The organism is Kineococcus auxinigenes, assembly GCF_050871525.1.
GTDB lineage: Bacteria > Actinomycetota > Actinomycetes > Actinomycetales > Kineococcaceae > Kineococcus.
In genome coordinates this window covers 1-23835 of the sequence record NZ_JBKBCT010000028.1, presented here as the reverse complement: position 1 = coordinate 23835, position 23835 = coordinate 1, and the positions used below count along the sequence as shown (strand labels likewise).

At 73.2% G+C, this 23835-nt stretch carries 19 protein-coding genes; 9 read left to right on the top strand and 10 right to left on the bottom strand.

Features of this window, described 5'->3' with window-relative positions; genetic code table 11:
• Positions 1–5 precede the first annotated feature (5 nt).
• From narI (ACRYR9_RS09865) to ACRYR9_RS09850, 4 genes are read right to left on the bottom strand one after another with little or no spacing between them, the layout of a single operon-like run.
• Positions 6–755 carry a respiratory nitrate reductase subunit gamma gene (narI, locus tag ACRYR9_RS09865; RefSeq protein ID WP_432493956.1) on the bottom strand — a complete coding sequence of 250 codons (750 nt, stop codon included), beginning with the start codon at positions 753–755 and terminating at the stop codon, positions 6–8.
• On the bottom strand, positions 752–1468 hold the full coding sequence (gene narJ / locus ACRYR9_RS09860; RefSeq protein ID WP_432493958.1) for a nitrate reductase molybdenum cofactor assembly chaperone: 717 nt from the start codon (positions 1466–1468) through the stop codon (positions 752–754). The genes narI (ACRYR9_RS09865) and narJ (ACRYR9_RS09860) overlap by 4 nt, the downstream gene beginning before the upstream one ends.
• Positions 1465–3186 (bottom strand): nitrate reductase subunit beta, encoded by a 1722-nt coding sequence (gene narH, locus ACRYR9_RS09855; protein WP_432493960.1) that lies wholly within the window; start codon positions 3184–3186, stop codon positions 1465–1467. The genes narJ (ACRYR9_RS09860) and narH (ACRYR9_RS09855) overlap by 4 nt, the downstream gene beginning before the upstream one ends.
• Complete coding sequence (locus ACRYR9_RS09850; RefSeq protein WP_432493962.1) at positions 3186–6884, bottom strand: nitrate reductase subunit alpha; 3699 nt, start codon at positions 6882–6884, stop codon at positions 3186–3188. Before ACRYR9_RS09850 ends, narH (ACRYR9_RS09855) begins: the two co-directional genes overlap by 1 nt.
• Positions 6885–7184: 300 nt before the next feature.
• On the opposite strand from ACRYR9_RS09850, the gene ACRYR9_RS09845 reads away from it, so the two are divergent.
• A complete protein-coding gene (locus ACRYR9_RS09845; protein WP_432493964.1) occupies positions 7185–7679 on the top strand; it encodes a hemerythrin domain-containing protein in 495 nt (164 codons plus the stop codon).
• Positions 7680–7717: 38 nt separating this feature from the next.
• On the opposite strand, the gene ACRYR9_RS09840 is transcribed toward ACRYR9_RS09845, so the two are convergent.
• Positions 7718–9418, bottom strand: coding sequence for a sensor histidine kinase (locus ACRYR9_RS09840; RefSeq protein ID WP_432493966.1), 1701 nt, complete (start codon positions 9416–9418; stop codon positions 7718–7720).
• Positions 9419–9509: 91 nt separating this feature from the next.
• Here ACRYR9_RS09840 and ACRYR9_RS09835 point away from each other — a divergent pair, with 91 nt between their 5' ends.
• Positions 9510–9749, top strand: a complete 240-nt coding sequence (locus ACRYR9_RS09835) for a hypothetical protein (protein WP_432493968.1) — start codon at positions 9510–9512, stop codon at positions 9747–9749.
• 254 nt (positions 9750–10003) lie between these two features.
• On the opposite strand, the gene ACRYR9_RS09830 is transcribed toward ACRYR9_RS09835, so the two are convergent.
• Positions 10004–10453, bottom strand: coding sequence for a pyridoxamine 5'-phosphate oxidase family protein (locus tag ACRYR9_RS09830; RefSeq protein WP_432493970.1), 450 nt, complete (start codon positions 10451–10453; stop codon positions 10004–10006).
• Between the two features lie 92 nt (positions 10454–10545).
• Between ACRYR9_RS09830 and ACRYR9_RS09825 the strand changes: the two genes are divergently transcribed.
• Entirely contained in the window at positions 10546–11184 is a 639-nt protein-coding gene (locus ACRYR9_RS09825; RefSeq protein WP_432493972.1) for a response regulator, read from the top strand.
• 61 nt (positions 11185–11245) lie between these two features.
• Here the strand turns inward: ACRYR9_RS09825 and ACRYR9_RS09820 are convergent, their stop codons facing one another.
• Positions 11246–12523 carry an MFS transporter gene (locus ACRYR9_RS09820; protein WP_432493974.1) on the bottom strand — a complete coding sequence of 426 codons (1278 nt, stop codon included), beginning with the start codon at positions 12521–12523 and terminating at the stop codon, positions 11246–11248.
• A gap of 260 nt (positions 12524–12783) precedes the next feature.
• Between ACRYR9_RS09820 and ACRYR9_RS09815 the strand changes: the two genes are divergently transcribed.
• From ACRYR9_RS09815 to ACRYR9_RS09790, 6 genes are read left to right on the top strand one after another with little or no spacing between them, the layout of a single operon-like run.
• Complete coding sequence (locus tag ACRYR9_RS09815) at positions 12784–16488, top strand: nitrate reductase subunit alpha (RefSeq protein WP_432493976.1); 3705 nt, start codon at positions 12784–12786, stop codon at positions 16486–16488.
• Entirely contained in the window at positions 16488–18149 is a 1662-nt protein-coding gene (narH, locus tag ACRYR9_RS09810; RefSeq protein WP_432493978.1) for a nitrate reductase subunit beta, read from the top strand. The genes ACRYR9_RS09815 and narH (ACRYR9_RS09810) overlap by 1 nt, the downstream gene beginning before the upstream one ends.
• A 32-nt stretch (positions 18150–18181) precedes the next feature.
• Complete coding sequence (narJ, locus tag ACRYR9_RS09805) at positions 18182–18898, top strand: nitrate reductase molybdenum cofactor assembly chaperone (protein WP_432493992.1); 717 nt, start codon at positions 18182–18184, stop codon at positions 18896–18898.
• Positions 18895–19641 carry a respiratory nitrate reductase subunit gamma gene (gene narI, locus ACRYR9_RS09800; RefSeq protein WP_432493980.1) on the top strand — a complete coding sequence of 249 codons (747 nt, stop codon included), beginning with the start codon at positions 18895–18897 and terminating at the stop codon, positions 19639–19641. The genes narJ (ACRYR9_RS09805) and narI (ACRYR9_RS09800) overlap by 4 nt, the downstream gene beginning before the upstream one ends.
• Before the next feature lie 39 nt (positions 19642–19680).
• On the top strand, positions 19681–20037 hold the full coding sequence (locus ACRYR9_RS09795; protein WP_432493982.1) for a carboxymuconolactone decarboxylase family protein: 357 nt from the start codon (positions 19681–19683) through the stop codon (positions 20035–20037).
• A 57-nt stretch (positions 20038–20094) separates the two neighbouring features.
• Positions 20095–20676 (top strand): MBL fold metallo-hydrolase, encoded by a 582-nt coding sequence (locus tag ACRYR9_RS09790; protein ID WP_432493994.1) that lies wholly within the window; start codon positions 20095–20097, stop codon positions 20674–20676.
• A gap of 15 nt (positions 20677–20691) precedes the next feature.
• On the opposite strand, the gene ACRYR9_RS09785 is transcribed toward ACRYR9_RS09790, so the two are convergent.
• From ACRYR9_RS09785 to ACRYR9_RS09775, 3 genes are read right to left on the bottom strand one after another with little or no spacing between them, the layout of a single operon-like run.
• The gene (locus ACRYR9_RS09785) at positions 20692–22044 is read right to left on the bottom strand and encodes an MFS transporter (protein ID WP_432493984.1); all 1353 of its coding nucleotides are present in this window, start codon (positions 22042–22044) and stop codon (positions 20692–20694) included.
• 32 nt (positions 22045–22076) lie between these two features.
• Positions 22077–22877: an SDR family NAD(P)-dependent oxidoreductase gene (locus ACRYR9_RS09780; protein WP_432493986.1), complete on the bottom strand. Its 801-nt coding sequence runs from the start codon at positions 22875–22877 to the stop codon at positions 22077–22079.
• Positions 22878–22921: 44 nt separating this feature from the next.
• Entirely contained in the window at positions 22922–23692 is a 771-nt protein-coding gene (locus ACRYR9_RS09775; protein WP_432493988.1) for an SDR family NAD(P)-dependent oxidoreductase, read from the bottom strand.
• Between the last annotated feature and the right edge of the window lie 143 nt (positions 23693–23835).

Genomic DNA, 23835 nt, shown 5'->3' with positions numbered 1-23835 from the left:
TGCGCTCAGCGCCGGGACTTCTGGTCCACCCGGTCCCAGCCCCGCGCGGTGGCGCGGTTGCCGAGCTGCGGCGTGCGGCTGCGGTAGACGATGTAGGGGCGGGTGAAGTACCCCAGCGGTGCGCTGAAGACGTGCACGAGACGCGTGAACGGCCAGATCGCGAACAGCAGGAACGCCGACAGGGCGTGCAGCTGGTAACCGATGCCGGCCTGGGCCATCAGCTCCGGCTGGGGCTGGAAGTAGAAGATGCTGCGGAACCACGGCGAGACGGTCGTGCGGTAGTCGGAGGCCTGGCCGATGACGTTGCCCAGAACGGTGTTGCTGATGCCGAACAGGATGGTCGCCGTCAGGACGACGTACATGAACTTGTCGTTGCGCGTGGTCGCGGAGAACACCGGACCCACGGTGCGGCGCCGGTAGATGAGGATGGCCAAGCCCGCCAGGGTGCAGAAACCCGCGACGGCGCCGATGGAGACGGCCACGAAGTGGTAGGCGTGCTCGGTGATGCCGACGGCCTCGGTCCACGACGCCGGGATGCCCAGGCCGATGACGTGCCCGCCGAGGGCGGCCAGGATGCCGAAGTGGAACAGCGGGCTCCCCCAGCGCAGCAGCCGGCGCTCGTACAGCTGGCTGGAGCGGGTGGTCCAGCCGAACTTGTCGTACCGGTAGCGCCAGTAGTGCCCGACGACGAAGACCGCCAGGCACAGGTAGGGGACGATGAGCCAGAGGACCAGGTCGGTGGCGCTGACGTTCACGGGGTCGCTCCTGAGGTGACGGGCAGCATCTTCGCCCCGGGGGGGATGCTGGGGACGGGCATGTGTTCCGGCGGGGCGAAGGACGCCTCCCCGTACGGGTCCAGCCCCACGTCCTCGCTCGGCGGGCCCTGCGCCGCCAGGCGCAGCACGGCCTCACGGTCCTCCGCGCGCACCGCCGGCAGCGTCGCGCACACCGCCTGCAGGACGTGCGCGTACGGCGAGCGGCGGTCCTGCAGGGACAGCCGGATCAGCTCCAGCCCCGCCCGGTGCTCGGTGAGCAGCCGCTCCCCGCGGCGGGCGTCACCCAGCGCGGTGAACTCCAGCACCACGGCGAGGTGGTCGGGCAGCTCACCGTCGTCGAGCACCATCCCGGCCCGGGAGTACAGGTGCTTGAACTTCAGCAGGGCCATCCCCCGCTTCCGGGTGTCCCCGTGGGCGTAGTACGTCAGGTACAGGCAGCAGCGGCGGCGCAGGTCGAAGACCTCCACGTACTCGGCCTGCTGCTGCTCCAGCGGCGTGGTCTCGACGTGGTCGAGGAAGCGGCCCAGCGGGCCAGCCAGCGCCGCGGGCAGCGGGGCGACGACCGCGCGCAGCAGCGGCAGGCGTTCCAGCAGCTCCTGCTCGGGGTAGCCGAGCAGGAGGGAGGCCGCCTGGCGGGCCGTGGCCGCCTCGGTCGGCCGCACCTGTGCCGCCGCGGCCGGGCCGCGCCTCACGGCTTGGGCTCCGTCACACCCGGGTCACCGGGTTCCTCACCGGTGCCCGCTTCCGAGGGCGCGCCGCGCGAGGCGTCCCGCGACGGGAACAGGCCCGCAGGGGCCCCCTTGCCGTCCCAGTTGAGGAGGTTGACCCGCCCCGACTCCGACGGCCTGGTCACGGAGTCGGCGTTCTGCCGCTCCTTGAGCATGTGGAAGTTCTCCACGGCGATGGGGGTGGTACCGCCGGAGCTCTCCCCGAAGGGCCCCCACCCGCCCATGCCCGGGCCGCCGTCGTAGTCGAGGCTGCACTCGGTGGCGAGCTCCTCCAGCTTGTGGGCCTGCTCGGCGTGCGCGGTGGGGATGACGTAGCGCTCGTCGTACTTGGCGATGGCGAGCAGCCGGTACATCTCCTGCACCTCGGCACCGGTCATGCCGACCCGACGGGCGGTCTCCTCGTCCGCCGGCCGGCCCAGGTTGAGGTCGCGCATGTAGGCGCGCATCGCCGCCAGGCGGTGCAGCACGGCGTTGACCGGGCCGACGTCCCCGGCGGTGAACAGCTCGGCGAGGTACTCCACGGGGATGCGCAGGGCTTCGATGGCCGCGAAGAGGTTCCCCTCGTCCTCCGCGTCGTGGCCGGTGTCGCGCACGACGTCCACCACCGGCGAGAGCGGCGGGATGTACCAGACCATGGGCATGGTCCGGTACTCCGGGTGCAGGGGCAGCGCCACCTTGAACTCGTTGATGAGCCGGTAGACGGGAGAGCGCTGCGCCGCGGTGATCCAGTCGCGCGGGATGCCGGCGCGTTCCGCCTCGCGGATCACCTCCGGGTCGTTCGGGTCGAGGAACACCTGCCGCTGGGCCTCGTAGAGGTCCTGGTCGCCGGGCGTGGAGGCGGCCTCCAGCACCCGGTCGGCGTCGTAGAGCACCAGGCCGATGTACCTCAGCCGGCCCACGCAGGTCTCCGAGCAGACGGTCGGGATTCCCACCTCCACCCGGGGGAAGCAGAACGTGCACTTCTCGGCCTTGCCGGTCCGGTGGTTGAAGTAGATCTTCTTGTACGGGCAGCCCGTCACGCACATCCGCCAGCCGCGGCACCGGTCCTGGTCGACCAGGACGATGCCGTCCTCGGAGCGCTTGTAGATCGCACCGGAGGGGCAGGACGCCGCGCACGAGGGGTTCAGGCAGTGCTCGCAGATGCGCGGCAGGTAGAACATGAACGTCTTCTCGAAGTCGAGCTTCACCTTGTCGGCGATCTGCTGGAGCATGACGTCCTTGTCCCCGAGCTGGGGGGAGCCGCCGAGGTTGTCGTCCCAGTTGGACGACCACTCGATCTTCATGTCCTCGCCGGTCAGCATGGACTTCGGCCGCGCGACGGGCGTGTGCTCCTGGAGCGGGGCGTCGGTCAGCGTCTCGTAGTCGTACGTCCAGGGTTCGTAGTAGTCGTCGATGGAGGGCTGGATCGGGTTGGAGAAGATGGTCAGCAGCTTCTTCGCCCGACCACCGGCCTTGAGCTTGAGCCGGCCGCGCCGGTTGAGCTCCCAGCCGCCCTTCCACTTCTCCTGGTCCTCGTAGCGCCGCGGGTAGCCCTGCCCGGGGCGGGTCTCGACGTTGTTGAACCAGACGTACTCGACCCCCGTGCGGTTGGTCCACGCCTGCTTGCAGGTGACCGAACAGGTGTGGCACCCGATGCACTTGTCCAGGTTCATCACCATGGACATCTGCGCCATGACACGCATCAGTACTGCACCTCCTGGCTGCGGCGGCGGATGACGGTCACTTCGTCCCGCTGGTTCCCGGTGGGCCCGAGGTAGTTGAAGGCGAAGGTCAGCTGGGAGTACCCGCCGATGAGGTGGCTGGGCTTCATGAGCAGCCGCGTCAGCGAGTTGTGGATGCCGCCACGCTTGCCGGACGCCTCCGCCAGCGGGACGTCGATGAGGCGGTCCTGAGCGTGGTGCATGTACACCGTCCCCTCGGGCATGCGGTGCGAGACGATGGCGCGGGCCACGACCACGCCGTTGCGGTTCACCGCCTCGATCCAGTCGTTGTCGCTGACACCGACCTTCGCGGCGTCCACGTCGGACATCCAGATGGTCTGCCCGCCGCGGGAGAGGCTGAGCATCAGCAGGTTGTCCTGGTACTCGGAGTGGATGGACCACTTGTTGTGCGGGGTGAGGTACCGCAGCGTGATGCCCAGTTCCCCCTGCTCCCCCAGGGCCGGCTCACCGAAGAGGGCCTGCATGTTCAGCGGTGGCCGGAAGACGGGCAGGTTCTCGCCCAGTTCCGACATCCAGTCGTGGTCGAGGTAGAAGTGCTGCCGCCCGGTGAGCGTGTGCCAGGGCTTGAGCCGCTCGACGTTGATCGTGAACGGGGAGTACCGCCGGCCGCCGTGCTCGCTGCCGGACCACTCCGGTGAGGTGATGACCGGTACGGGGCGGGACTGCGTGTCGGCGAAGGTGATGAGCTTGCCCTCGTGCTCGGCGGACAGGTCCGCCAGGCGCATCCCGGTGCGCTCCTCGACCTTCTCGAAGCCGCGGGTGGCCAGCCGCCCGTTCGTGGTGCCGGACAGCGCGAGGATGGTCTCGCACATGTCCACGTCGCGGGCCAGCGACGGGCGCCCCTCCCCTGCACCGCTGCGGACGGTGCCGTTCTTGTGCCGCAGGTACTCCACCTCCTGGTCGGGGATGGAGGACAGGCCCTTCACCGGCATCCCGAGCTCCTCCACGAGGGGGCCTAGGGACGTCATCTTCTCGGCGACGGCCCCGTAGTCGCGTTCCACCACGACCAGCTTGGGCATCGTCTTGCCCGGCACGGGCTCGCACTCCCCGAGCTTCCAGTCGCGCACCACCCCGTGCGGGTTGGCCATCTCGTCGGGTGAGTCGTGCAGCAGTGGCGCGGCCACCAGGTCCTTGCGGACCCCGAGGTGCTGCGCCGCCAGGCGGCTGAACTCCTTCGCGATGGTGTTGAAGGCGTCGAAGTCCGTGCGGCTCTGCCAGGGCGGCGCGATGGCGGGGTTGAAGGAGTGGACGTAGGGGTGCATGTCCGTGGTGTTGAGGTCGTACTTCTCGTACCACGTGGCCGCGGGGAGCACGACGTCGGAGAAGACCGTGGTGCTGGTCATGCGGAAGTCGAGGGTCAGGAGCAGGTCGAGCTTCCCGGTGGGCGCCTCCTCGTGCCACTCGACGTCGCGCGGGCGGTCGTGCGGCTCGGCCTCGGTGGCCCGCACCGAGGCGTCCGTGCCGAGCAGGTGCTTGAGGAAGTACTCGTTGCCCTTCCCCGAGGACCCCAGGAGGTTGGCGCGCCAGATCGTCAGGACGCGGGGGAAGTTCTCCGGGGAGTCGGGGTCCTCGGCCGCGAAGCGCAACCGCCCCGACTTCAGCTCCTCCACGACGTGGTCCTGCACCGGGACCCCGGCCCGTTCGGCGTCGTCGCAGATGTCCAGCGGGTTGCGGTCGAACGTGGGGTACGAGGGCATCCAGCCCATGCGCGCCGACTTGGCGACGACGTCGGCGGTGGTCATCCCCGACAGCAGGCCGCCGGTGGCGGCGGAGGACAGGGTGTCGGCCTTGAAGTGGTCGTAGCGGAACTGGTCGGTGTGCAGGTACCAGTACGCCGTCTGGATCATCTGCCGCGGGGGGCGCTGCCAGTCCAGCCCGAACGCGAGCGTGGACCACCCGGTCACCGGCCGGCACTTCTCCTGCCCGACGTAGTGCGCCCAGCCCCCGCCGTTGACCCCCTGGCAGCCGGTGAGCGTGGTCAGGACGAGGAACGCCCGGTAGATCGTGTCGGAGTGGAACCAGTGGTTGGTGCCCGCCCCCATGATGATCATGGAGCGGCCGCCGGACTCCTCGGCGTTCTGGGCGAACTCGCGGCCGATCTTGGCGGCGGCGGCGGCCGGGACCCCGGTGAACTGCTCCTGCCAGGCCGGCGTGCACGGCGAGGAGGCGTCGTCGTAGGACTCCGGCCACTCACCGGGCAGGCCGGGCCGGCCGACGCCGTACTGCGCGAGCAGCAGGTCGTAGACGGTGGTGACGAGCTTGCCGCCGGCCTCGCGCACCGGGATGCCGCGGCGCACCACGCCCGCCTGACCGTCAGCGGTGTCGAAGCGCGGGAGCTCCACCACCCTGGCGACACCGCCGGGCTCGTCCAGGGTGAGCAGCGGGTCGACGCCGCCGAGGTCGAGGTTCCAGCGGCCCTTGCCCGCCTCGCTGAAGCGGTCGCCGAGCGTGCCGTTCGGGACGGTGGCGCGCCCGGTGGCGGCGTCGACGAGGACGGTCTTGAAGTGCCCCTCCTCCGACTCGTCGCCGAGGTCGGCGGCGGTGAGGAACTTCCCCGGCACCACCGTGTCGCCCCGCTCCTCCAGGGTGACCAGGAACGGCAGGTCGGAGTACTTCTTGACGTAGTCGCTGAAGCGCGGCACCTGCCGGTCGACGAAGAACTCCTTGAGGACGACGTGCCCCATCGCCATCGCGAGGGCACCGTCCGTCCCCGGGTGCGGGGCCAGCCAGTCGTCGGCGAACTTCGTGGCGTCGGAGTAGTCCGGGCTCATGACGACGACCTTCTGGCCGCGGTAGCGGGCCTCGGTCATCCAGTGGGCGTCCGGGGTGCGGGTCACGGGGACGTTGGAGCCCCACAGGATCAGGTAGGAGGCGTCCCACCAGTCCCCCGACTCCGGCACGTCCGTCTGATCGCCGAACACCTGCGGCGAGGCGACGGGCAGGTCCGCGTACCAGTCGTAGAAGGACAGCATCGAACCGCCGACGAGCGAGGTGAACCGCGACCCCGCGGCGTGCGAGACCATCGACATCGCCGGGATCGGGGAGAACCCGGCGACCCGGTCGGGACCGTGCTGCTTGATGGTGCGGACGTAGGCGGCGGCGACCATCTCGGTCGCCTCCTCCCAGCCGGCGCGCACCAGGCCGCCCTTGCCGCGCTGGGACTTGTAGGTGCGGGCACGCTCGGGGTCGGAGACGACGTCCGCCCACGCCAGGACGGGGTCACCCAACCGCTTCTTGGCCTCGCGGTACATCTGCAGCAGGGAACCGCGCACGTACGGGTAACGGACGCGCGTGGGCGAGTAGGTGTACCAGGAGAACGCGGCTCCGCGGGGGCAGCCGCGCGGCTCGTACTCGGGGCGGTCCGGGCCGACCGAGGGGTAGTCGGTCTGCTGCGCCTCCCAGGTGATGATGCCGTCCTTGACGTACACCTTCCACGAGCACGAACCCGTGCAGTTCACGCCGTGGGTGGAGCGCACGACCTTGTCGTGGGACCAGCGGTCGCGGTAGAAGGCGTCCGCATCACGGCCGCCCACCTGGTGCAGCGAGCGCAGGTCGTCGCTGACGGAGCCCTTCCGGAAGAACCTCGATGTTCGGACCAGCGCCTCGGACAGTCCGTTGTCGAGGCCGGCGGCCCCGCTGCGGTCGTGGGTGGCGGTCACGGTGGAACTCCCTCAGCCCGCGGTCGATGGACGCCCGCGCGGCCGTGGCTGGACCACCGGGTACGCCGGCAGCACGCACCCTCCGTCATGGAGAGTGAACTCCCGACACGCTCAGCAACATATTGCTTCCCTGCACATCTGTCACCACAGGTGCGCCTCACCTCAGCCAACACTGCAGCGGGGTCGTGGACCAGGGACCTCCGTCCCTGGTCCACGAGCCCGCGGTCCCGCCCAGACTGGTTGCCCGCAGACCGATCCGTACGGCGACGAACCACCCCGAGCGACCAGGAGGAACTCCTCGTGTGCAGCTACTGCGGATGCCGCGACATCACGCTCATCGGCCAGCTCAACGCCGAGCACGACGCGATCGTCAACGCCAGCGGCCCGCTGCAGCGCGCCGTCGACGCCGGCGACAGCACCGCCGCGCTGGAGCTGCTCGACGTCCTGGAGGGGCTGCTGCACCCGCACACGGCCCTGGAGGAGCGCGGCCTGTTCACCGAGCTGCGCCGGGACCCCGACTTCAGCGACCACGTCGACGCCCTGTGCCGCGAGCACGACGACCTCGACGCCGGTTTCGCGGCCTGCCGCGGCGGGGACTGGTCCGGGCTGCAGGACCTGCTGTTCATGCTGCGCGAGCACATCGAGAAGGAGGAGAACGGCCTCTTCCCCGCCGCCCTGACCGCCCTGGACGGCGACCAGTGGGAGCGCCTGCACGCCGACCCCGCGGTCGGCGCCCCCCACGGGCACGAGCACCCCCACGACCACGACCACCTGCACGCGCACGCGCACGGGTGAGCGCGCCCGGGCGCTGACCGCGGGTCAGGAGCGCCGGCTCAGGCCAGCGGGACCCTCCAGCGCAGCTCCGCGCCGCCGCGCTCACGCGGGCGCAGCGCGCACCGCCCGCCCAGCCGCTCGGCGCGCGCGGACATGTTCCGGGTGCCGTGCCCGGGGGACGCTTCCGGGTCCGGGCCGACGCCGTCGTCGGCGACCCGCAGAAGCAGCTCGCGCCCGGCGGCGTCCACGGACACGTGCACGTCCACGCGGGAGGCGCGGGCGTGGCGGGCGACGTTCGCCAGCGCCTCCCCCATCACCGCCAGCAGGTCCGCCCGCACGTCGTCGGGCACCGCGGAGTCCAGCGGTCCCTCCAGCGCCAGGTGCGGTTCGAAGCCGAGCGGCCCGGTGGCCCCGGAGGCGACCCGCAGCAGCTCCCCCCGCAGCCCGGTGGGGCCCTCGTCGGGTTCCTGCAGCGAGAAGATCGTGCGCCGCACCTCCCGGATCGTCTCGTCGAGGTCGTCGACGAAGGCGGCCAGGCGGTCCTCGGTCCCCGTGCCGCGCAACCGGGGACCCAGCGACTGCAGCCCCAGGCCGACGGCGAACAGGCGCTGGATGACGAGGTCGTGCAGGTCGCGGGCGATGCGGTCGCGGTCCTCGTACACGGCCAGGCGCTGGCGGTCGGCCTGCGCGCGCTCGAACTCCACGGCGAGCGCCGCGTGCCCGGCGAAGGAGCTCACCATGCCCACCTCCGCCCCGGTGAACTCCAGCGCACCGCTGCGGCGGGCGAGCGCCAGCACGCCCAGGGCGGCGCGGTCGGGCACGGACAGCGGGGCGAGCGCGGTGGGCCCGCCCGCCGCGTCCAGCCCGGGCAGGTGCTCACCGGCCGCCGGCAGCGGGCGCGGCGCCCCGTCCGCCAGGACCTCCAGCGCGGGGCCGTCCTGCACGCGCCGGCCCACGAGGTCCTGCGCCGCGGGGCCGGCGACCGCCGCCACCCGCAGCCCCGGCCCGGTGTCCGCGAGCAGCAGGACCCCGGCTTCGGCGTCGGCGGCGACGCACGCCTGCGCGACCACCCGGTCCAGGGCGCGCGCACCGCCGGATCCGCTGAGCAGGGCGGCGGTGACCTCGGTGGACGCCTCCAGCCAGCGCTCGCGGGTGCGGGTCTGCTCGAACAGGTCGGCGTTCTTGATGGCGATGCCGGCGGCCGCGGCCAGCGCGACGACGACGTCCTCGTCCTCCTGGGTGAAGTCGCCGCCGCCCTTCTCGGTGAGGTAGAGGTTGCCGAAGACCTCCTCGCCGACGCGGACGGGCACCCCGAGGAAGTTCGCCATGGGCGGGTGGTTCGGCGGGACGCCGTACGACCTGGCGTGCTCGGCGATGTCGTGCAGGCGCACGGGGCGCGGGTCGTCGATGAGGACGCCGAGGACGCCGTGGCCGCGCGGCGGGGGCCCGATGCGCAGCCGCGTCTCCTCGTCCACGCCGACGGTGACGAACTGCGACAGCCGCCGGTCGGGCCCGACGACGCCGAGGGCGCCGTAGCGGGCACCGGACAGCTCGGTGGCGACCTCGGTGATGCGCCGCAGCGTGTCCGGCAGGCTCAGGTCGCTGGCGATGGACACCACCCCCTCCAGGAGGCGGTGCAGGCGGCCCTCGGTGGCGATCACCTCCTCGGCGCGCTCGACCAGCTCGCGCAGCAGGACGTCCAGGCGCAACCGGCTCAGGGGGGCGTCGCCGTCCGGGAGGGGGGTGTCGGTGCTCACCACGCACGTGAGGCTAGGTCATGCGCCGCGACGGACCCTGCTCGAAGCCCGTCCGCGTTGCGCGCACCGAGCCGCAGCGGTGACAGTGCCGGGCATGGGCGCGGACGAGGACACCGAGCGGGAGCGGTACGAGCGGCTGCGGCGCGAGGCCGGGGCGAAGGGGTGGACGCTGGAGGCGCCCACGAACCGGCACCCCGGCTACCTGCTGACCAGCGGCGAGCCCGGCGCGAAGGACGCGCGCATCGCGTTCGGTGCGACCGGGCCGGTGCTGACCCTGGAGGAGGCCGAGGCCTACGTGCGGGACCTGCCCCGCGGCCGGGCGAAGGGACGCTGAGCCCTGCCCTGCCCTGCCCTGCCCTGCCTTGCAGATCGTGTGCGGCGGACAGCGGTGCTGCAGACGAGGGCGGACGCACCGGGGCAGGCCGTCACTGCGCGGGAGCGTCGGCGGTGGTGCGCAGCGAGACCGCCCAGAAAGCCGTGGTGGTCTTGCACGGTTGAGCCCTCAAGCGTGCAAGATCACCACGGGAGGAGACGCCGCGACATCGGCACGACCGCGAAGTCGCCCCTCCGTGATCCGCAGCACTCGGCCTAGGCGCCGACGGCCCCGGGCAGCACGGGCACCTGCGCCAGCCGGCGGCCGGTCAGCTGCTCCAGGCCGATGCGCACGACGTGGTCGCGCTCACCGCCCGCCCAGGCGGCCAGGCCGTCCAGCGCCCGCTGCCGCACCTCGTCGCCGACCACGTCGGCGCGGCCCACGGCCGTCACGCTCCACCCGGTGCGGGTGGCCGCGTCGATGTCGTCGGCCTGGAAGGCGACGACCGTGCCGCCGGCCGCGGTGGCCAGCGCCGAGCGGGGCTGCACCCGCAGCAGCACGGCGCCGTCGTCGAGCAGGAAGTTCACCGGCAGCACCGCCGGCAGGGCCCGGTGGGTGAAGACCACGCGCCCGAAGGGGCGGGTGGCCAGCAGCGCCAGGCACTCCTCGGGCGCCAGCGGCAGCAGGACGCCCGCTGCGGCGGGCACGGTCGCGGAGAGCATCATGCTCCCAGGATCGGTGCCGCGAGCCCGCCGGGACAGGACCGAAGGTCCCGCGGGGAGGGACCGCGCCACGGCGCGGGGGCTACGGTGGCGGGGTGACGGTGCGCGTCTTCCTCCTCGACGACCACGAGATCGTCCGCCGCGGCCTGCGGGAGCTGCTGGAGTCCGAGGGCGACCTGGAGGTCGTGGGCGAGGCGTCCACGGCCGCGGAGGCGCTGCGGCGCATCCCCGCCGCCCGCCCGGACGTGGCGGTCCTGGACGCCCGGCTGCCCGACGGCTCCGGGATCGACGTGTGCCGGCAGGTGCGCTCGGACTCCCCGGAGATCAAGGCCCTGGTGCTGACGTCGTTCGACGACGACGAGGCCCTCTTCGCCGCGATCATGGCGGGGGCGGCGGGGTACCTGCTCAAGCAGGTGCGTTCGGCGGACCTGCTGCAGGCCGTGCGGGCGGTGGCGGCGGGGCAGTCGCTGCTGGACCCGGCGGTGACGGCGCGCGTGCTGGACCGGATGCGCGCCGGTGAGCGCACCGACCCCCGCATCGCCTCGCTGACCCCCACCGAGCGCACCGTGCTGGAGCACATCGCCGAGGGTCTGACGAACCGGCAGATCGGCGAGCGGATGTTCCTGGCCGAGAAGACCATCAAGAACCACGTGACGAGCCTGCTGGCGAAGCTGGGCATGGAGCGGCGCACCCAGGCCGCGGTGTTCGCCAGCAAGCTGGACGCGGAACGCTGAGGGGCGGCCCACCCCCTCGGGTGGACCGCCCATCGCGCACCGGCCCCGGGCCGGTGGTCGTTCAGGCCAGAGCGGTGCCCCGGCCGCGCTCCTCGGAGCGCTTCGGGCTCCTCGAGCGGCCTGCGCCCCCGGACCCGCCGGCGCGGCGGCCGATCGTCGCGTCCAGCGCCAGCGCACCCACGGCCACGCCGGCCAGCAGCAGCAGCGCCAGCGTGTAGGAGCCGTACACCTCGTACAGCGAGCCCATGAGCAGCGGCGGGACGAACCCGCCCAGGCCGCCGGCGGCGCCGACGACACCGGTGACCGAGCCGACCTTGTTCGCCGGGGCCAGCAGGGCGACCAGGGCGAAGGTGGCACCGCTGGCGGCGCCCAGGGACGCGGCCATCGCCAGGAACGCGACGGTGCCGACCGGGGCGAGGCTCGGGGTGGCCGACTGCACGGTCGCGGCGACCGCCACGACGGCGAACGCCCACATCATCACCTTCGTGGGGTGCAGGCGGTCGGAGAGCCAGCCGCCGACCGGGCGCATGATCACCGCGAGGACGACGAAGCCGGCCATCCGGTTCGCGGCGTCGGCCTGGCCCAGGTCGTACCCGGTCTTCAGGTACGCGGGCAGGTACACGCTGAAGGCGACGTAGGCGCCGAAGCCCACCGCGTACAGCGCGGCGGCCTGCCAGGTGATGGGCAGCGCGACGGTGGCGCGCATGCGCCGGGCGAAGCTCTCGGTGGGCACCTGGCGCCCGGGGGCGTCACGCATCACGACCGCGGCGAGGACGCCGTAGGCGGCCAGGGCGATCGCGGTGATGAGGAACGGGGTGGTGATGCTGCCGGCGTCCACCAGCTTCACGGTGGTCAGGGCGCTGATCGCGGTGCCGCCCATGCCGGCGCCGAAGACGCCGATGGCGAAGCCGCGCCGGTTCGGCGGGAACCAGGAGTTGACCAGGGGCACGCCGACGGCGAAGGCGGTGCCGCCGATGCCGAGGAAGAAGCCGCCCACGAGCAGGCCGGTCAGGGACGTGCTGCCCCACAGGCCGAGGTAGAGGACGGGGACGATCGTGGCGAACGAGACGGCCGGGAACATGACCCGGGCGCCGTAGCGGTCCGTGAGGGCGCCCACGGGGATGCGGCCGAGCGAGCCGACCACGACGGGCACCGCGACGATCAGCGCCTGCTGGAACGCGGTGAGGTCCAGCGCCTCCTTGAACCGGGGGGCCAGCGGGCTCAGCAGGGCCCACGCCCAGAAGTTCAGGGAGAAACCGACGGTCGCCAGGGCGAGCACGGCGCCGGGCCGGCCCGCTCGCGCGGTGGGTTCGGGGCTGGGGGTTGTCTCTCGGGTCACGGGAGGTCCTCGGGTCGGGCGGGGCGCACCGGTGGTGCGCGGGCTCGCCGGGTCGGCCCCGGCGTTCACCTGAAGCTACGGCCGGCGTGGCGGGGGCGGGACGGGCGGGACGTCCCGGCTGTCAGGACCATGGTCCTGCACGCGCCCCGTCGGGGACCTTGGTCCTGGCGGACAGGGACGTTCCGCGACGATCACGGGACCGGCCGCACCCGAAGGTGGAGGGGAACACCCGGCAGCCCCCCCACCCCAGGAGCACCACCGTGCGAACCGCGGACAGTCCCGAGCACCCTCCCGCCGGCGTCGTCGACACCGTGCCGGGCACCGGTCCGCTGCTGGCGGCGCGCCGCTTCCTCAAGCACGAGACGGTCGGTGACTCCGGCCGCACGCTGCACCAGATCAGCTCCTCGTCGTGGGACTCCTTCTACCGGGACCGCTGGAGCTACGACAAGGTCGTGCGCTCCACGCACGGGGTGAACTGCACCGGTTCGTGCTCGTGGAACGTCTTCGTCAAGGACGACCTCATCACGTGGGAGCACCAGGCCACCGACTACCCCACCACCGGTGAGGAGTCCCCGGACTACGAGCCGCGCGGCTGCCCGCGCGGCGCGTCGTTCTCCTGGTACGAGTACTCCCCCTCCCGGGTGCGCCACCCCTACGTGCGCGGCGTCCTGGCCGAGATGTTCCGCGAGAACCTCGCCCGCCTCGGCGACCCCGTGCTGGCGTGGGCGGACATCGTCGAGACGCCGCTGAAGGCGCTGGCGTACAAGAGCGCCCGCGGCCGCGGCGGCTTCGTGCGCGCCACCTGGGACGAGGTCACCACCATGGTGGCCGCCGCGCACGTGCACACCACCAAGACGCACGGACCCGACCGCGTCGTCGGGTTCTCGCCCATCCCGGCGATGTCGATGGCCTCCTTCGCCGCGGGAACCCGCTACCACGCGCTGCTGGGCGGCACGCTGCTGAGCTTCTACGACTGGTACGCGGACCTGCCGGTGGCCTCCCCGCAGATCTGGGGCGACCAGACCGACGTCCCGGAGGCCGGGGACTGGTGGAACTCCACCTACCTGGTGATGTGGGGTTCCAACATCCCCGTCACCCGAACCCCGGACGCGCACTTCATGGCCGAGGCCCGCTACCGCGGCACGAAGGTCGTGGCCGTCAGCCCCGACTACGCCGACAACGTGAAGTTCGCCGACGACTGGCTGGCCCCGCACCCCGGCACCGACGGGGCGCTGGCGTTCGCCATGGGCCACGTCGTCCTCAAGGAGTTCTTCGTCGACCGGCAGGTCCCCTACTTCACCGACTACGTCCGCCGGTTCACCGACCTGCCGTTCCTGGTGACCTTGCGCGAGCGCGAGGGCGCCTACGCCGCCGACCGGTTCCTGACCGCCGCCGACCTGGGCGACACGACCGCCGGCGCCCAGCACAAGACCGTCCTGGTGGACGAGCGCACCGGGGCACCCGCCGTGCCCAACGGCTCCCTCGGCTTCCGCTGGCACGAGTCCGGCGCGGGGCGCTGGAACCTCGACCTGGGCGAGGTGCAGCCGGCCCTCGGCCTGCTCGAGCAGGCCGAGGCGACGGTGGAGGTGGACCTGGCCCGCTTCGACGAGGGCCCCACCGAGGGCGGCACCACGGTGCGCCGCGGGGTTCCCGTCCGGCGCGTCGGCGGCCACCTGGTCACCACCGTGTTCGACCTGGTGATGGCGCAGTACGGGGTGCACCGCGAGGGCATGCCCGGCACCTGGCCCACCGGCTACGACGACGCCACCCAGCCGGGCACCCCGGCGTGGCAGGAGGCCATCACCTCGGTGCCGGCCGCGCTGGCCGCGCGGATCGGGCGCGAGTTCGCCCGCAACGCCGAGCGCAGCCGGGGCCGCTCCCTCATCGCCCTGGGCGCCGGCGCCAACCAGTGGTTCCACTCGGACATGACGTACCGGGCGTTCATCGCCCTGGTCACCCTCACCGGCTGCCAGGGCGTCAACGGCGGCGGGTGGGCGCACTACGTCGGCCAGGAGAAGGCCCGCCCGCTCACCGGTCAGCAGCACATGTCGTTCGCGTTCGACTGGCACCGCCCGATGCGGCACCAGGCGGCCACGCCGTTCTGGTACCTGCACACCGACCAGTGGCGCTACGAGCGCGTCGCGGCCGACGAGCTGGCCTCCCCGCTGGGCACCGGCCGCCTGGCGGGCATGACGTTCGCCGACACCGTCGCCGCCGCGCAGCGCATGGGCTGGAGCCCGGGGCACCCGGCGTTCGACCGCAACCCGCTGGACCTGACCGACGAGGCGCGCGCGGCGGGCAAGTCGGTGCAGCAGCACGTCGTGGACGAACTGGTCGCCGGCCGACTGCGCAGCGCCGCCGAGGACCCGGACGACCCGGCGAACTTCCCGCGCTGCCTGACGCTGTGGCGGGCGAACCTGCTCGGTTCCTCCGGCAAGGGCAACGAGTACTTCATGCGCCACCTGCTGGGCGTGCCGTCGCTGGCGAGCGCGCAGGAGTGCGGGCCCGGCGAGCGGCCGCGGGACGTGGCGTGGCGCGATCAGGCGCCCGTCGGCAAGCTGGACCTGCTGACCACGATCGACTTCCGCATGACGAACACCGGCCTGCACTCCGACGTGGTGCTGCCGGCTGCCACCTGGTACGAGAAGCACGACATCTCCACCACGGACATGCACCCGTTCGTGCACTCCTTCTCCCCCGCCGTGGCCCCGCCCGCCGACGCGCACACCGACTACGACGCGTTCCTGGACATCGCCGACAAGGTCAGCGAGCTGGCCCGCACCCACCTGGGCACCCGCCGGGACGTGCTGGCGGCCCCGCTGCAGCACGACACCGCGGACGAGCTGGCCACCCCCGGCGGGCGGGTGCGCGACTGGAAGCGCGGCGACTGCCCGCCGGTGCCCGGCCTGACGATGCCGAAGCTCATCGAGGTCGAGCGCGACTACACGCTCCTCGGCGCCAAGATGCGCGCCGTCGGGCCGCTGCTGGACACCCTGGGCACGACGACGAAGGGCTTCACCGTCGACGTCACCCCGGAGGTCGAGCGGTTGCGGAAGACCAACGGCGTGGTCGCCGACGGCCCGTTCGCCGGGCGGCCCTCGCTGGCGACCGCCGACCGCATGTGCGAGGCGATCCTGACGCTGTCGGGAACCACGAACGGCCGCGTCGCCGCCGAGGGGTTCCGCCGCCTGGAGGAGCAGACCGGTCACCGCCTGGCCGACCTCGTCGCCGGCCACGAGGACCACGTGGTCACCTTCGCCGACACGCAGCGCGCGCCGCAGCCGGTGCTGACCAGCCCGGAGTGGTCCGGCTCGGAGAAGGACGGGCGGCGGTACTCCCCGTTCACGATCAACGTCGAGCGCTCCAAGCCGTGGCACACCCTGACCGGCCGGCAGCACTTCTTCGTCGAGCACGACTGGGTCGCCGAGCTGGGTGAGCAGCTGCCGGCGTTCCGCCCGCCGCTGAACATGGCCCGGCACTTCGGCCCGCCCGGTGAGCTCGCCGACGGCGGGGTGACGGTGCGGTTCCTCACCCCGCACGCGAAGTGGTCGATCCACTCGATGTACCACGACAACGAGCTGATGCTCGCCCTCTCGCGCGGCGGCCCGGTGATCTGGATGAGCGTGCAGGACGCCGAGAAGATCGGCGTGGCCGACAACGACTGGATCGAGGCGCACAACCGCAACGGCGTCGTCGTCGCCAGGGCCGTGGTCAGCCACCGCATGCCCGAGGGCACGGTGTTCCAGTACCACTCCCCCGAGCGCACGGTGAACGTGCCCAAGGCGGAGGGCAGCGGCCGCCGCGGCGGCTACCACAACTCGATGGTGCGCCTGCTGGTCAAGCCCACCCACCTGGCGGGGGGTCACGCCCAGCTGACCTACGCCTTCAACTACTACGGCCCGATCGGCAGCCAGCGCGACGAGATCACCGTGATCCGCCGCCGCTCGCAGGAGGTGCAGTACTGATGCGGATCCGCGCGCAGGTCGCCATGGTGATGAACCTGGACAAGTGCATCGGGTGCCACACGTGCTCGGTGACGTGCAAGCAGACGTGGACGAACCGCGAGGGCACCGAGTACGTCTGGTTCAACAACGTCGAGACGAAGCCGGGCATCGGCTACCCGAAGCACTACGAGGACCAGGAACGCTGGAAGGGCGGCTGGGTGCTCGACGGCAAGGGCCGGCTGAAGCTGCGCTCCGGCGGCCGGGTGAAGCGGCTGACGGGCATCTTCGCCAACCCCGACCTGCCCTCCCTCGACGACTACTACGAGCCCGCGACGTTCGACAAGGACGTGCTGGTCTCCGCTCCCGCCGGCCTGACCGACACCCCGGTGAAGCAGCCGCGCTCAGCGCTGACGGGTGAGCCGATGGCGATCGAGTGGGGCGCGAACTGGGAGGACGGTCTCGGCGGGGCGCACGAGCGCGCCGGCAGCGACCCGAACATCGTCCGGATGCCCCCGGAGGCGGCGGCGAAGGTGAAGTTCGAGTTCGAGAAGACCTTCATGTTCCACCTGCCGCGCATCTGCGAGCACTGCCTGAACCCCGCGTGCGTCTCGGCGTGCCCGTCGGGCGCGATGTACAAGCGCGAGGAGGACGGCATCGTCCTGGTGGACCAGGACAAGTGCCGCGGCTGGCGCATGTGCGTGTCGGCGTGCCCGTACAAGAAGGTGTACGTCAACCACGCCACCGGCAAGGCGGAGAAGTGCACGTTCTGCTTCCCGCGCATCGAGGCCGGTCTGCCGACCATCTGCTCGGAGACGTGCGTGGGCCGGCTGCGCTACCTGGGCATCGTGCTCTACGACGAGGACGCGGTGCTGGCCGCGGCCTCCGTGCCGGACGAGCGCGACCTGCTGGACGCCCAGCGCGACGCGTTCTGCGACCCGCACGACCCGCTGGTGCAGCAGGCCGCCCGGGAGGCCGGCATGCCGGAGGAGTGGATCACCGCGGCGGCGAACTCCCCCGTGCACCGGCTCATCAGCGAGTACCGCATCGCGCTGCCGCTGCACCCGGAGTACCGCACGATGCCGATGGTCTGGTACGTCCCGCCGCTCTCGCCCGTGCTGGACGCCGTGGGCCAGGCGGGCCGTGACGACACCGATGCCGACGACGTGTTCCACACCATCCGCGACCTGCGGATCCCCGTGGAGTACCTCGCCGAGCTGTTCAGCGCCGGCGACACCGAGGTGGTCGCGGGCGTGCTGATGAAGCTGGCGGCGATGCGCGCGTACATGCGGGCACGCACCCTCGACGGCACCGTCGCGGCCGAACTGCTGGAGGGGATCGGGATGAGCGCGGACCAGGTGGAGGCCATGTACCGGCTGCTGGCGGTGGCCAAGTACGACGACCGCTACGTCGTCCCGCGCGCCCACGCCGCCGACGCGGCGGCGCTGGAGGCGCAGGCCACCGCCGCGCAGGACACCGGGTGCAGCCTGGACTGCTCGGGCGGCCCGGGCATGGGCGGCGACCCCGTCGGCGCGGCGTCGGCCACCTCCGCCACGGTGGAGCGCTTCCACCTCGTCGGCGAGGGCGAGCAGGTGCGGCCGGGCCGCACCGGCCTGCTGCGCCGGCGCGCCGACGGCCGCCGCGGCCTGAACGTCACCCCTCGCACCCCCCGGGACGGCTCGTGACCGCCGTGACCGGCCCCGCCACGGCCGTCGAGGTGGTGGAGCCCGCCGAGCGGGCCCGGCTGTTCGAGCTGGCCTCGCTGCTGCTGACCTACCCGGACGCCGAGCTGCTCGCCGCCGGCGGCGAGCTCACCGCGGCCGCCGCCAGGCTGGAGCACCCGGACGTCGCCGCGGCGGTGCGCGAGTTCCTCACCTGGCTCACCGGAACCTGCGCCACCGAGGTCCAGCAGCACTACGTGCAGACCTTCGACCTGCGCCGCCGATCCGGGCTGTACCTGACGTACTACCTGCACGGGGACACCCGCAAGCGCGGCATCGCCCTGCTGACGCTGAAGCAGCGCTACCGCGCCCACGGCCTGCGCCTGGCCCCCGGGGAACTGCCGGACCTGCTGCCCGTCGTCCTGGAGTTCGCCGCCGTCACCGGCCCCGGTGACGGGGAGGCCCCGCTGCGCCAGCACCGGCGCGGCGTGGAACTGCTGCGGGAGGCGCTCGTCGCCGCCGGCACCCCGTACCGGCACCTGCTGGACGCGGTGTGCCGGGCGCTGCCGCCGCTCACCGACGCCGACCGGGAAGCCGTGGCGGCGCTCGCCGTGGACGGCCCGCCCGTGGAGTCCGTGGGGCTGTCCACGCCCGGCGCGCTCGACGTCCCCGACGAGCTCGCCGCGATCGGCCTGGCCCCCTACGGGGCGAGCTCCCCCGACCGCTCCTGGTCCCCCCACCCGCCCTGCAGCACCCCGGAGGCCCGGCCGTGAACGCCCTCGACGTCACCCTGTGGATCGTCGTCCCCTACGCGTGCCTGGCGGTGTTCGCCGCTGGCCACGCGTGGCGCTGGCGGCACGACCAGTTCGGCTGGACCACGCACACCAGCCAGCTGCTGGAGAGCCGCATCCTGCGGCTGGGCTCGCCGCTGTTCCACCTCGGCGCGTTCGGCGTCATCGCCGGGCACGCGATGGGCCTGCTGATCCCCGCCTCCGTCACCGAGGCGCTGCACGTGCCCGAGCACGCCTACCACCTCGTGGCCGTCTGGGGCGGCACCGTCACCGGGGTCGCGATGGTGGTGGGGCTGCTGCTGCTGATCGCCCGCCGCTTCGTCGTCGGCGGTCGGGTGCGGCGCACCACCACGGCGATGGACCGGGTGCTGTACCTGGCGCTGGCCGCGATGGTGGTCCTCGGCATGAGCGCGACCGTCGGCGAGAACCTCGTCGGCCCGGGCTACGACTACCGCGAGACGATCGCGGTGTGGTTCCGCGGGGTGTTCCTGCTCTCCCCGGACACCTCCCTGATGGCCGGTGCGCCGCTGGTGTACCAGGCGCACGCCCTGGGCGGGTTCCTGTTCCTGGCGCTGTGGCCGTTCACCCGGCTGGTGCACGTGTGGTCCGCGCCGATGGCGTACCTGTGGCGCCCGTACGTGGTCTACCGCCGCCGCCCCGGTGCCGCACCGCTGCCGCACCCGCGCCCGGACGTGGTCCGCGACCGCGCCCTGCCCCCTCGGTAGGGTCGGCGGTCGGACCACCCCAGCGCACCGGAGGACGCCGTGAGCGACTACCTGCCCTCGATCTACCGCGAGTTCACCGAGCGGTACCCGGACGTCGCCGCCGCGCAGGGCGCGCTCGCCGAGGCGGTGCGGGCGCACACCGGGTTCGACGCCCGCACCGACCGGCTGCTGAAGTTCGCCCTCGCCCTGGGCGCCGAGGCCGACGGCGCCGTGCGCTCCAACGTCCGCAAGGCGCTGGCGGAGGGGTCCTCGCCGGACGAGCTGCGCGCGGTGGCGCTGGCGGCCATCACCACGTGCGGCTTCCCCACCGCCATCGCGGGGCTGCGCTGGATCGAGGAGGTCCTGGCTGCGCAGGACGGCACGGCGGCGCAGGACGACACTGCGGGGCAGGAGTAGGTGGTGGGCGTGGAGCTCACGGCGGACGCCGAGGTGCGCTCGGCGCACGTCGGGCCGATGGACAACGTGGCGTACCTGGTGACGTGCCGGCGCACCCGCGAGCAGGTGCTCGTGGACGCCGCCGCGGAACCCGCCGCCCTGCTGGAGCTGGTGCGCGCCGCCTCGCCCGGCGGTGGGCTGGGCCTGGTGGTCACCACGCACCGCCACCACGACCACGTCGGCGCGCTCGCCGAGGTCGTGGACGCCACCGGGGCCGCGACCGCCGCCGGGGAGGACGACGCCGACCACCTGCCCGTCCCGGTGGATCGCCGGCTGCGCCACGGCGACGTCCTCAGCGTCGGCGACGTGCGCCTGGAGGTGGTGCACCTGCGCGGGCACACCCCCGGCTCGGTGGCGCTGGTGCTGCGCGGCGGTGTTAAGGGCCCGGACCACGTGTTCACCGGGGACTCGCTGTTCCCCGGCGGTGTCGGGAACACCCGCGGCGACGCTGCCGCGTTCACCTCGCTGCTGGACGACGTCACCGCGCGGCTGTTCGCCGTCCTGGACGACAGCACCGTGGTGCACCCCGGGCACGGGGCGCCCACGACGATCGGCGCGCAGCGCCCGCACCTGCAGGAGTGGCGCGAGCGGGGCTGGTGAACCCGTCCGCCGCGCTCAGTCCTCCAGGGCCCGGTCCCTCGTCTCCGGCAGCAGCCAGCTCGCACCCGCCGCCAGGGCGAACGCCGCGCCGAACACCGCGAACACCAGCGTGGTCCCGCCCGAGCCCAGCAGCAGCGGCACGCTGAGCGGGGCGAGGATCGAGGCGATGCGGCCGAACCCGGCGGCCGAGCCCGCACCCCGGCCGCGCACCAGCGTCGGGTACACCTCGGGCGTGAGCGCGTACAGCGCACCCCAGGCGCCGAGGTTGAAGAACGACAGCAGGATCCCGGCGGTGAGGATGGCCGGCTCCGTGTCGGCGGCGGAGTACAGCAGCGCCGCGACCGCCGAGCCCACGAGGAACACCGACAGCGTGCGACGACGCCCCCACGCCTCCACGAGCCAGGCGGACACCGCGTACCCCGGCAGCTGACCGAGGGTGATGATGAGGGTGAACTCCAGCGAGCGCACCACCGTGAACCCGTCCTCGAACAGCAGGCTGGGGATCCAGGTGAACGCCCCGTAGTAGCTGAAGTTCACGAAGAACCACACCAACCACAGGCCGGTGGTGCGCCGGCGCAGGCCCCGGCTCCACACCCCCGGGGCGCTCGCCGCGGTGGCACCGAGGGCTTCGTGCGCGAGCGGGCCCGGTGCGTACCGCACGCCTGCGGACTCCTCGAACTGCCGGACCACCTGCTCGGCCTCGGCGTGCCGGCCCTTCGACATGAGGAACCGCACTGACTCCGGCAGCCCGCGGCGCACCACGATCGCGTACAGGGCGGGCACCGCCCCCAGCACCAGCGCCCAGCGCCAGCCGTCGTCGGAGGCCGGCACCAGCAGGAACCCGACGAGCGCGGCGGCGGTCCAGCCGACCGCCCAGAACGCCTCCAGCAGCACCACGGCGCGACCGCGGATCCGGCGCGGGGCGAACTCGCTGACGAGGGTGGACGCCACCGGCAGCTCCGCACCCAGCCCGAGGCCGACGAGGAACCGGAACACCAGCAGCGCGCCCAGCGACCACGACAGGGCAGCGGCGCCGCTGGCGATCCCGTACACCAGCAGGGTCAGGGCGAACACCTGCCGGCGCCCGAGGCGGTCCGCGAGGAGACCACCCAGGCTGGCGCCGATCGCCATGCCGACGAACCCGATCGAGGCGATCCAGGAGCTCTCCCCCGCGGTCAGGTCCCACTGCACGCGCAGGGCCAGGAGCACGTAGGCGACCAGGCCGACGTCGAACGCGTCCAGCGCCCAGCCGATCCCGGAACCGACGAGCAGGCGACGGTGGCGGCGGGTGAACGGCAGGTCGTCGAGGCGCTCGGCGGCCGTCAGGGTCGCGCCCTGCGGGGCCGGCGGCGGTGCTGCGTCGGGCATGCGCCCCACGCTAGTGCCCGCGGGCGCGACCCTCAGATCGTCGCGACGGAGCCGGAGTCCACCCGGTAGTTGCTGCCGTTGACGAAGCTGGCCCGCTCGGAGACCAGGAACGCGATGACGGAGGCCACCTCGTCCGGGTCGCCGCGGCGCTTGAGCTCCATGAACGGGCGGTCCTCGTCGAGGAAGCTGCTGATGGCCTCCTCGACGCTCGTGCCGTCCTGCTGCGCCCGCTTCTCCATCATGGCGTCGGTCATCGGGGTGGCGATGAACGCCGGGGAGACGGCGTTGACGAGGACGCCCTCGCTCGCGTACGTCTTCGACAGCCCCTTGGTCAGGCTCAGCACGGCGGCCTTGGCGGCGCAGTACGGCAGCTCGTCGGTGTAGGGCTGCACGGCGTCCTCGGAGGCCAGCAGCACCACGCGCCCCCAGCCCTTCGCCCGCATGGGGTCCAGGAACGCGCGCACCACGCGCACGGCGGCGAAGAAGTCGGTCTCCAGGGTGGAGCGCCACCCGTCCTCGTCGATCTCGTGGAACAGCCCCTGCGCGCCGGTCACCCCGGCGCAGTGCACGAGGACGTCGGGGTCGCCCAGGCGCTGCGAGACCTCCCGCCGCAGGCGCTGCACGTCCTCGGCGCGGGTCAGGTCGGCGGCGACGGCGACGAGCCGGTCCTCGCCCGCGCCCAGCCGCGCGGCGGCGTCCTCCAGGCGGGCGGGATCGATGTCGGTGATCGCGACGCGCGCCCCCTCGGCGAGCAGCAGCCGCGCGGTGTGCCAGCCGATGCCGGAGTCGCCGCCGGTGATCAGGGCGGTGTGCCCGGTGAGCTCCAGGTCCATGCCCGTCACCGTAGGCAGGGCGGGCGCGCCCCGCCCGGCGAGCCTCAGCGCGGGGCGCGCCGCCACACCGCGCGCGGGGTGGCGCGCATCGCGGCGGCCAGGGCGCGCAGCGTCCCCGGGACCCAGACCTCGCCCCGCCCGGTGCCCAGCGCCGCCACGGTCGCGTCGGCCACCTGCGGCGGCGTGCTGGACAGCGGTGCCGGGCGCATGCCGGCGCTCATGCGGCCGATGACGAAACCGGGGCGCACCAGCAGCAGTGAGACGCCGCTGCCGGTCAGGGCGTCGGCCAGGCCCGAGGCGAAGGCGTCCAGACCGGCCTTCGCGGAGCCGTACACGTAGTTCGGTCGCCGCGCCCGCACCCCCGCGATGGAGGAGAACACCACGATCCGCCCGGCGCGCAGCGGGCGCAGCAGCAGCGCGAGGTGGGACAGGACGCTGACCTGCGCGGTGAAGTCGGTGTGGACCACGGCCAGGGCGTGCGCGACGTCGCTCTCGGCGCGCGCCTGGTCCCCCAGCACCCCGAACGCCACGACGGCGTCCAGCGCCCCGTGGCGGGCCACGACGTCCGCGAGCAGCGGGCCGTGCGCGGCGACGTCGTCGGCGTCGAACTCCACCGCCTCCACGTCCGCGGCCCCGGCCGCGCGCAACCGCGCCGTCTCGGCCGCGAGCCGGTCGGCGCCGCGCGCGGCGAGCACGACGGTGCGGGCGCCGGCGCGCACCAGCCGCTCGGCGACCTCCAGGCCGATCTCGCTGCGCCCGCCCAGCAGCAGCACGGTCGGGTTCGGCGGGACGGCACGCGGCGGGGAGGCGTTCACACCCCCACCCCACCACACCCACCCCTCCCCCACGGATCCCCTCCCCGGGGGGGGGGGGGGGGGGGGGGGGGGGGGGGGGGGGGGGGGGGGGGGGGGGGGGGGGGGGGGGGGGGGGGGGGGGGGGGGGGGGGGGGGGGGGGGGG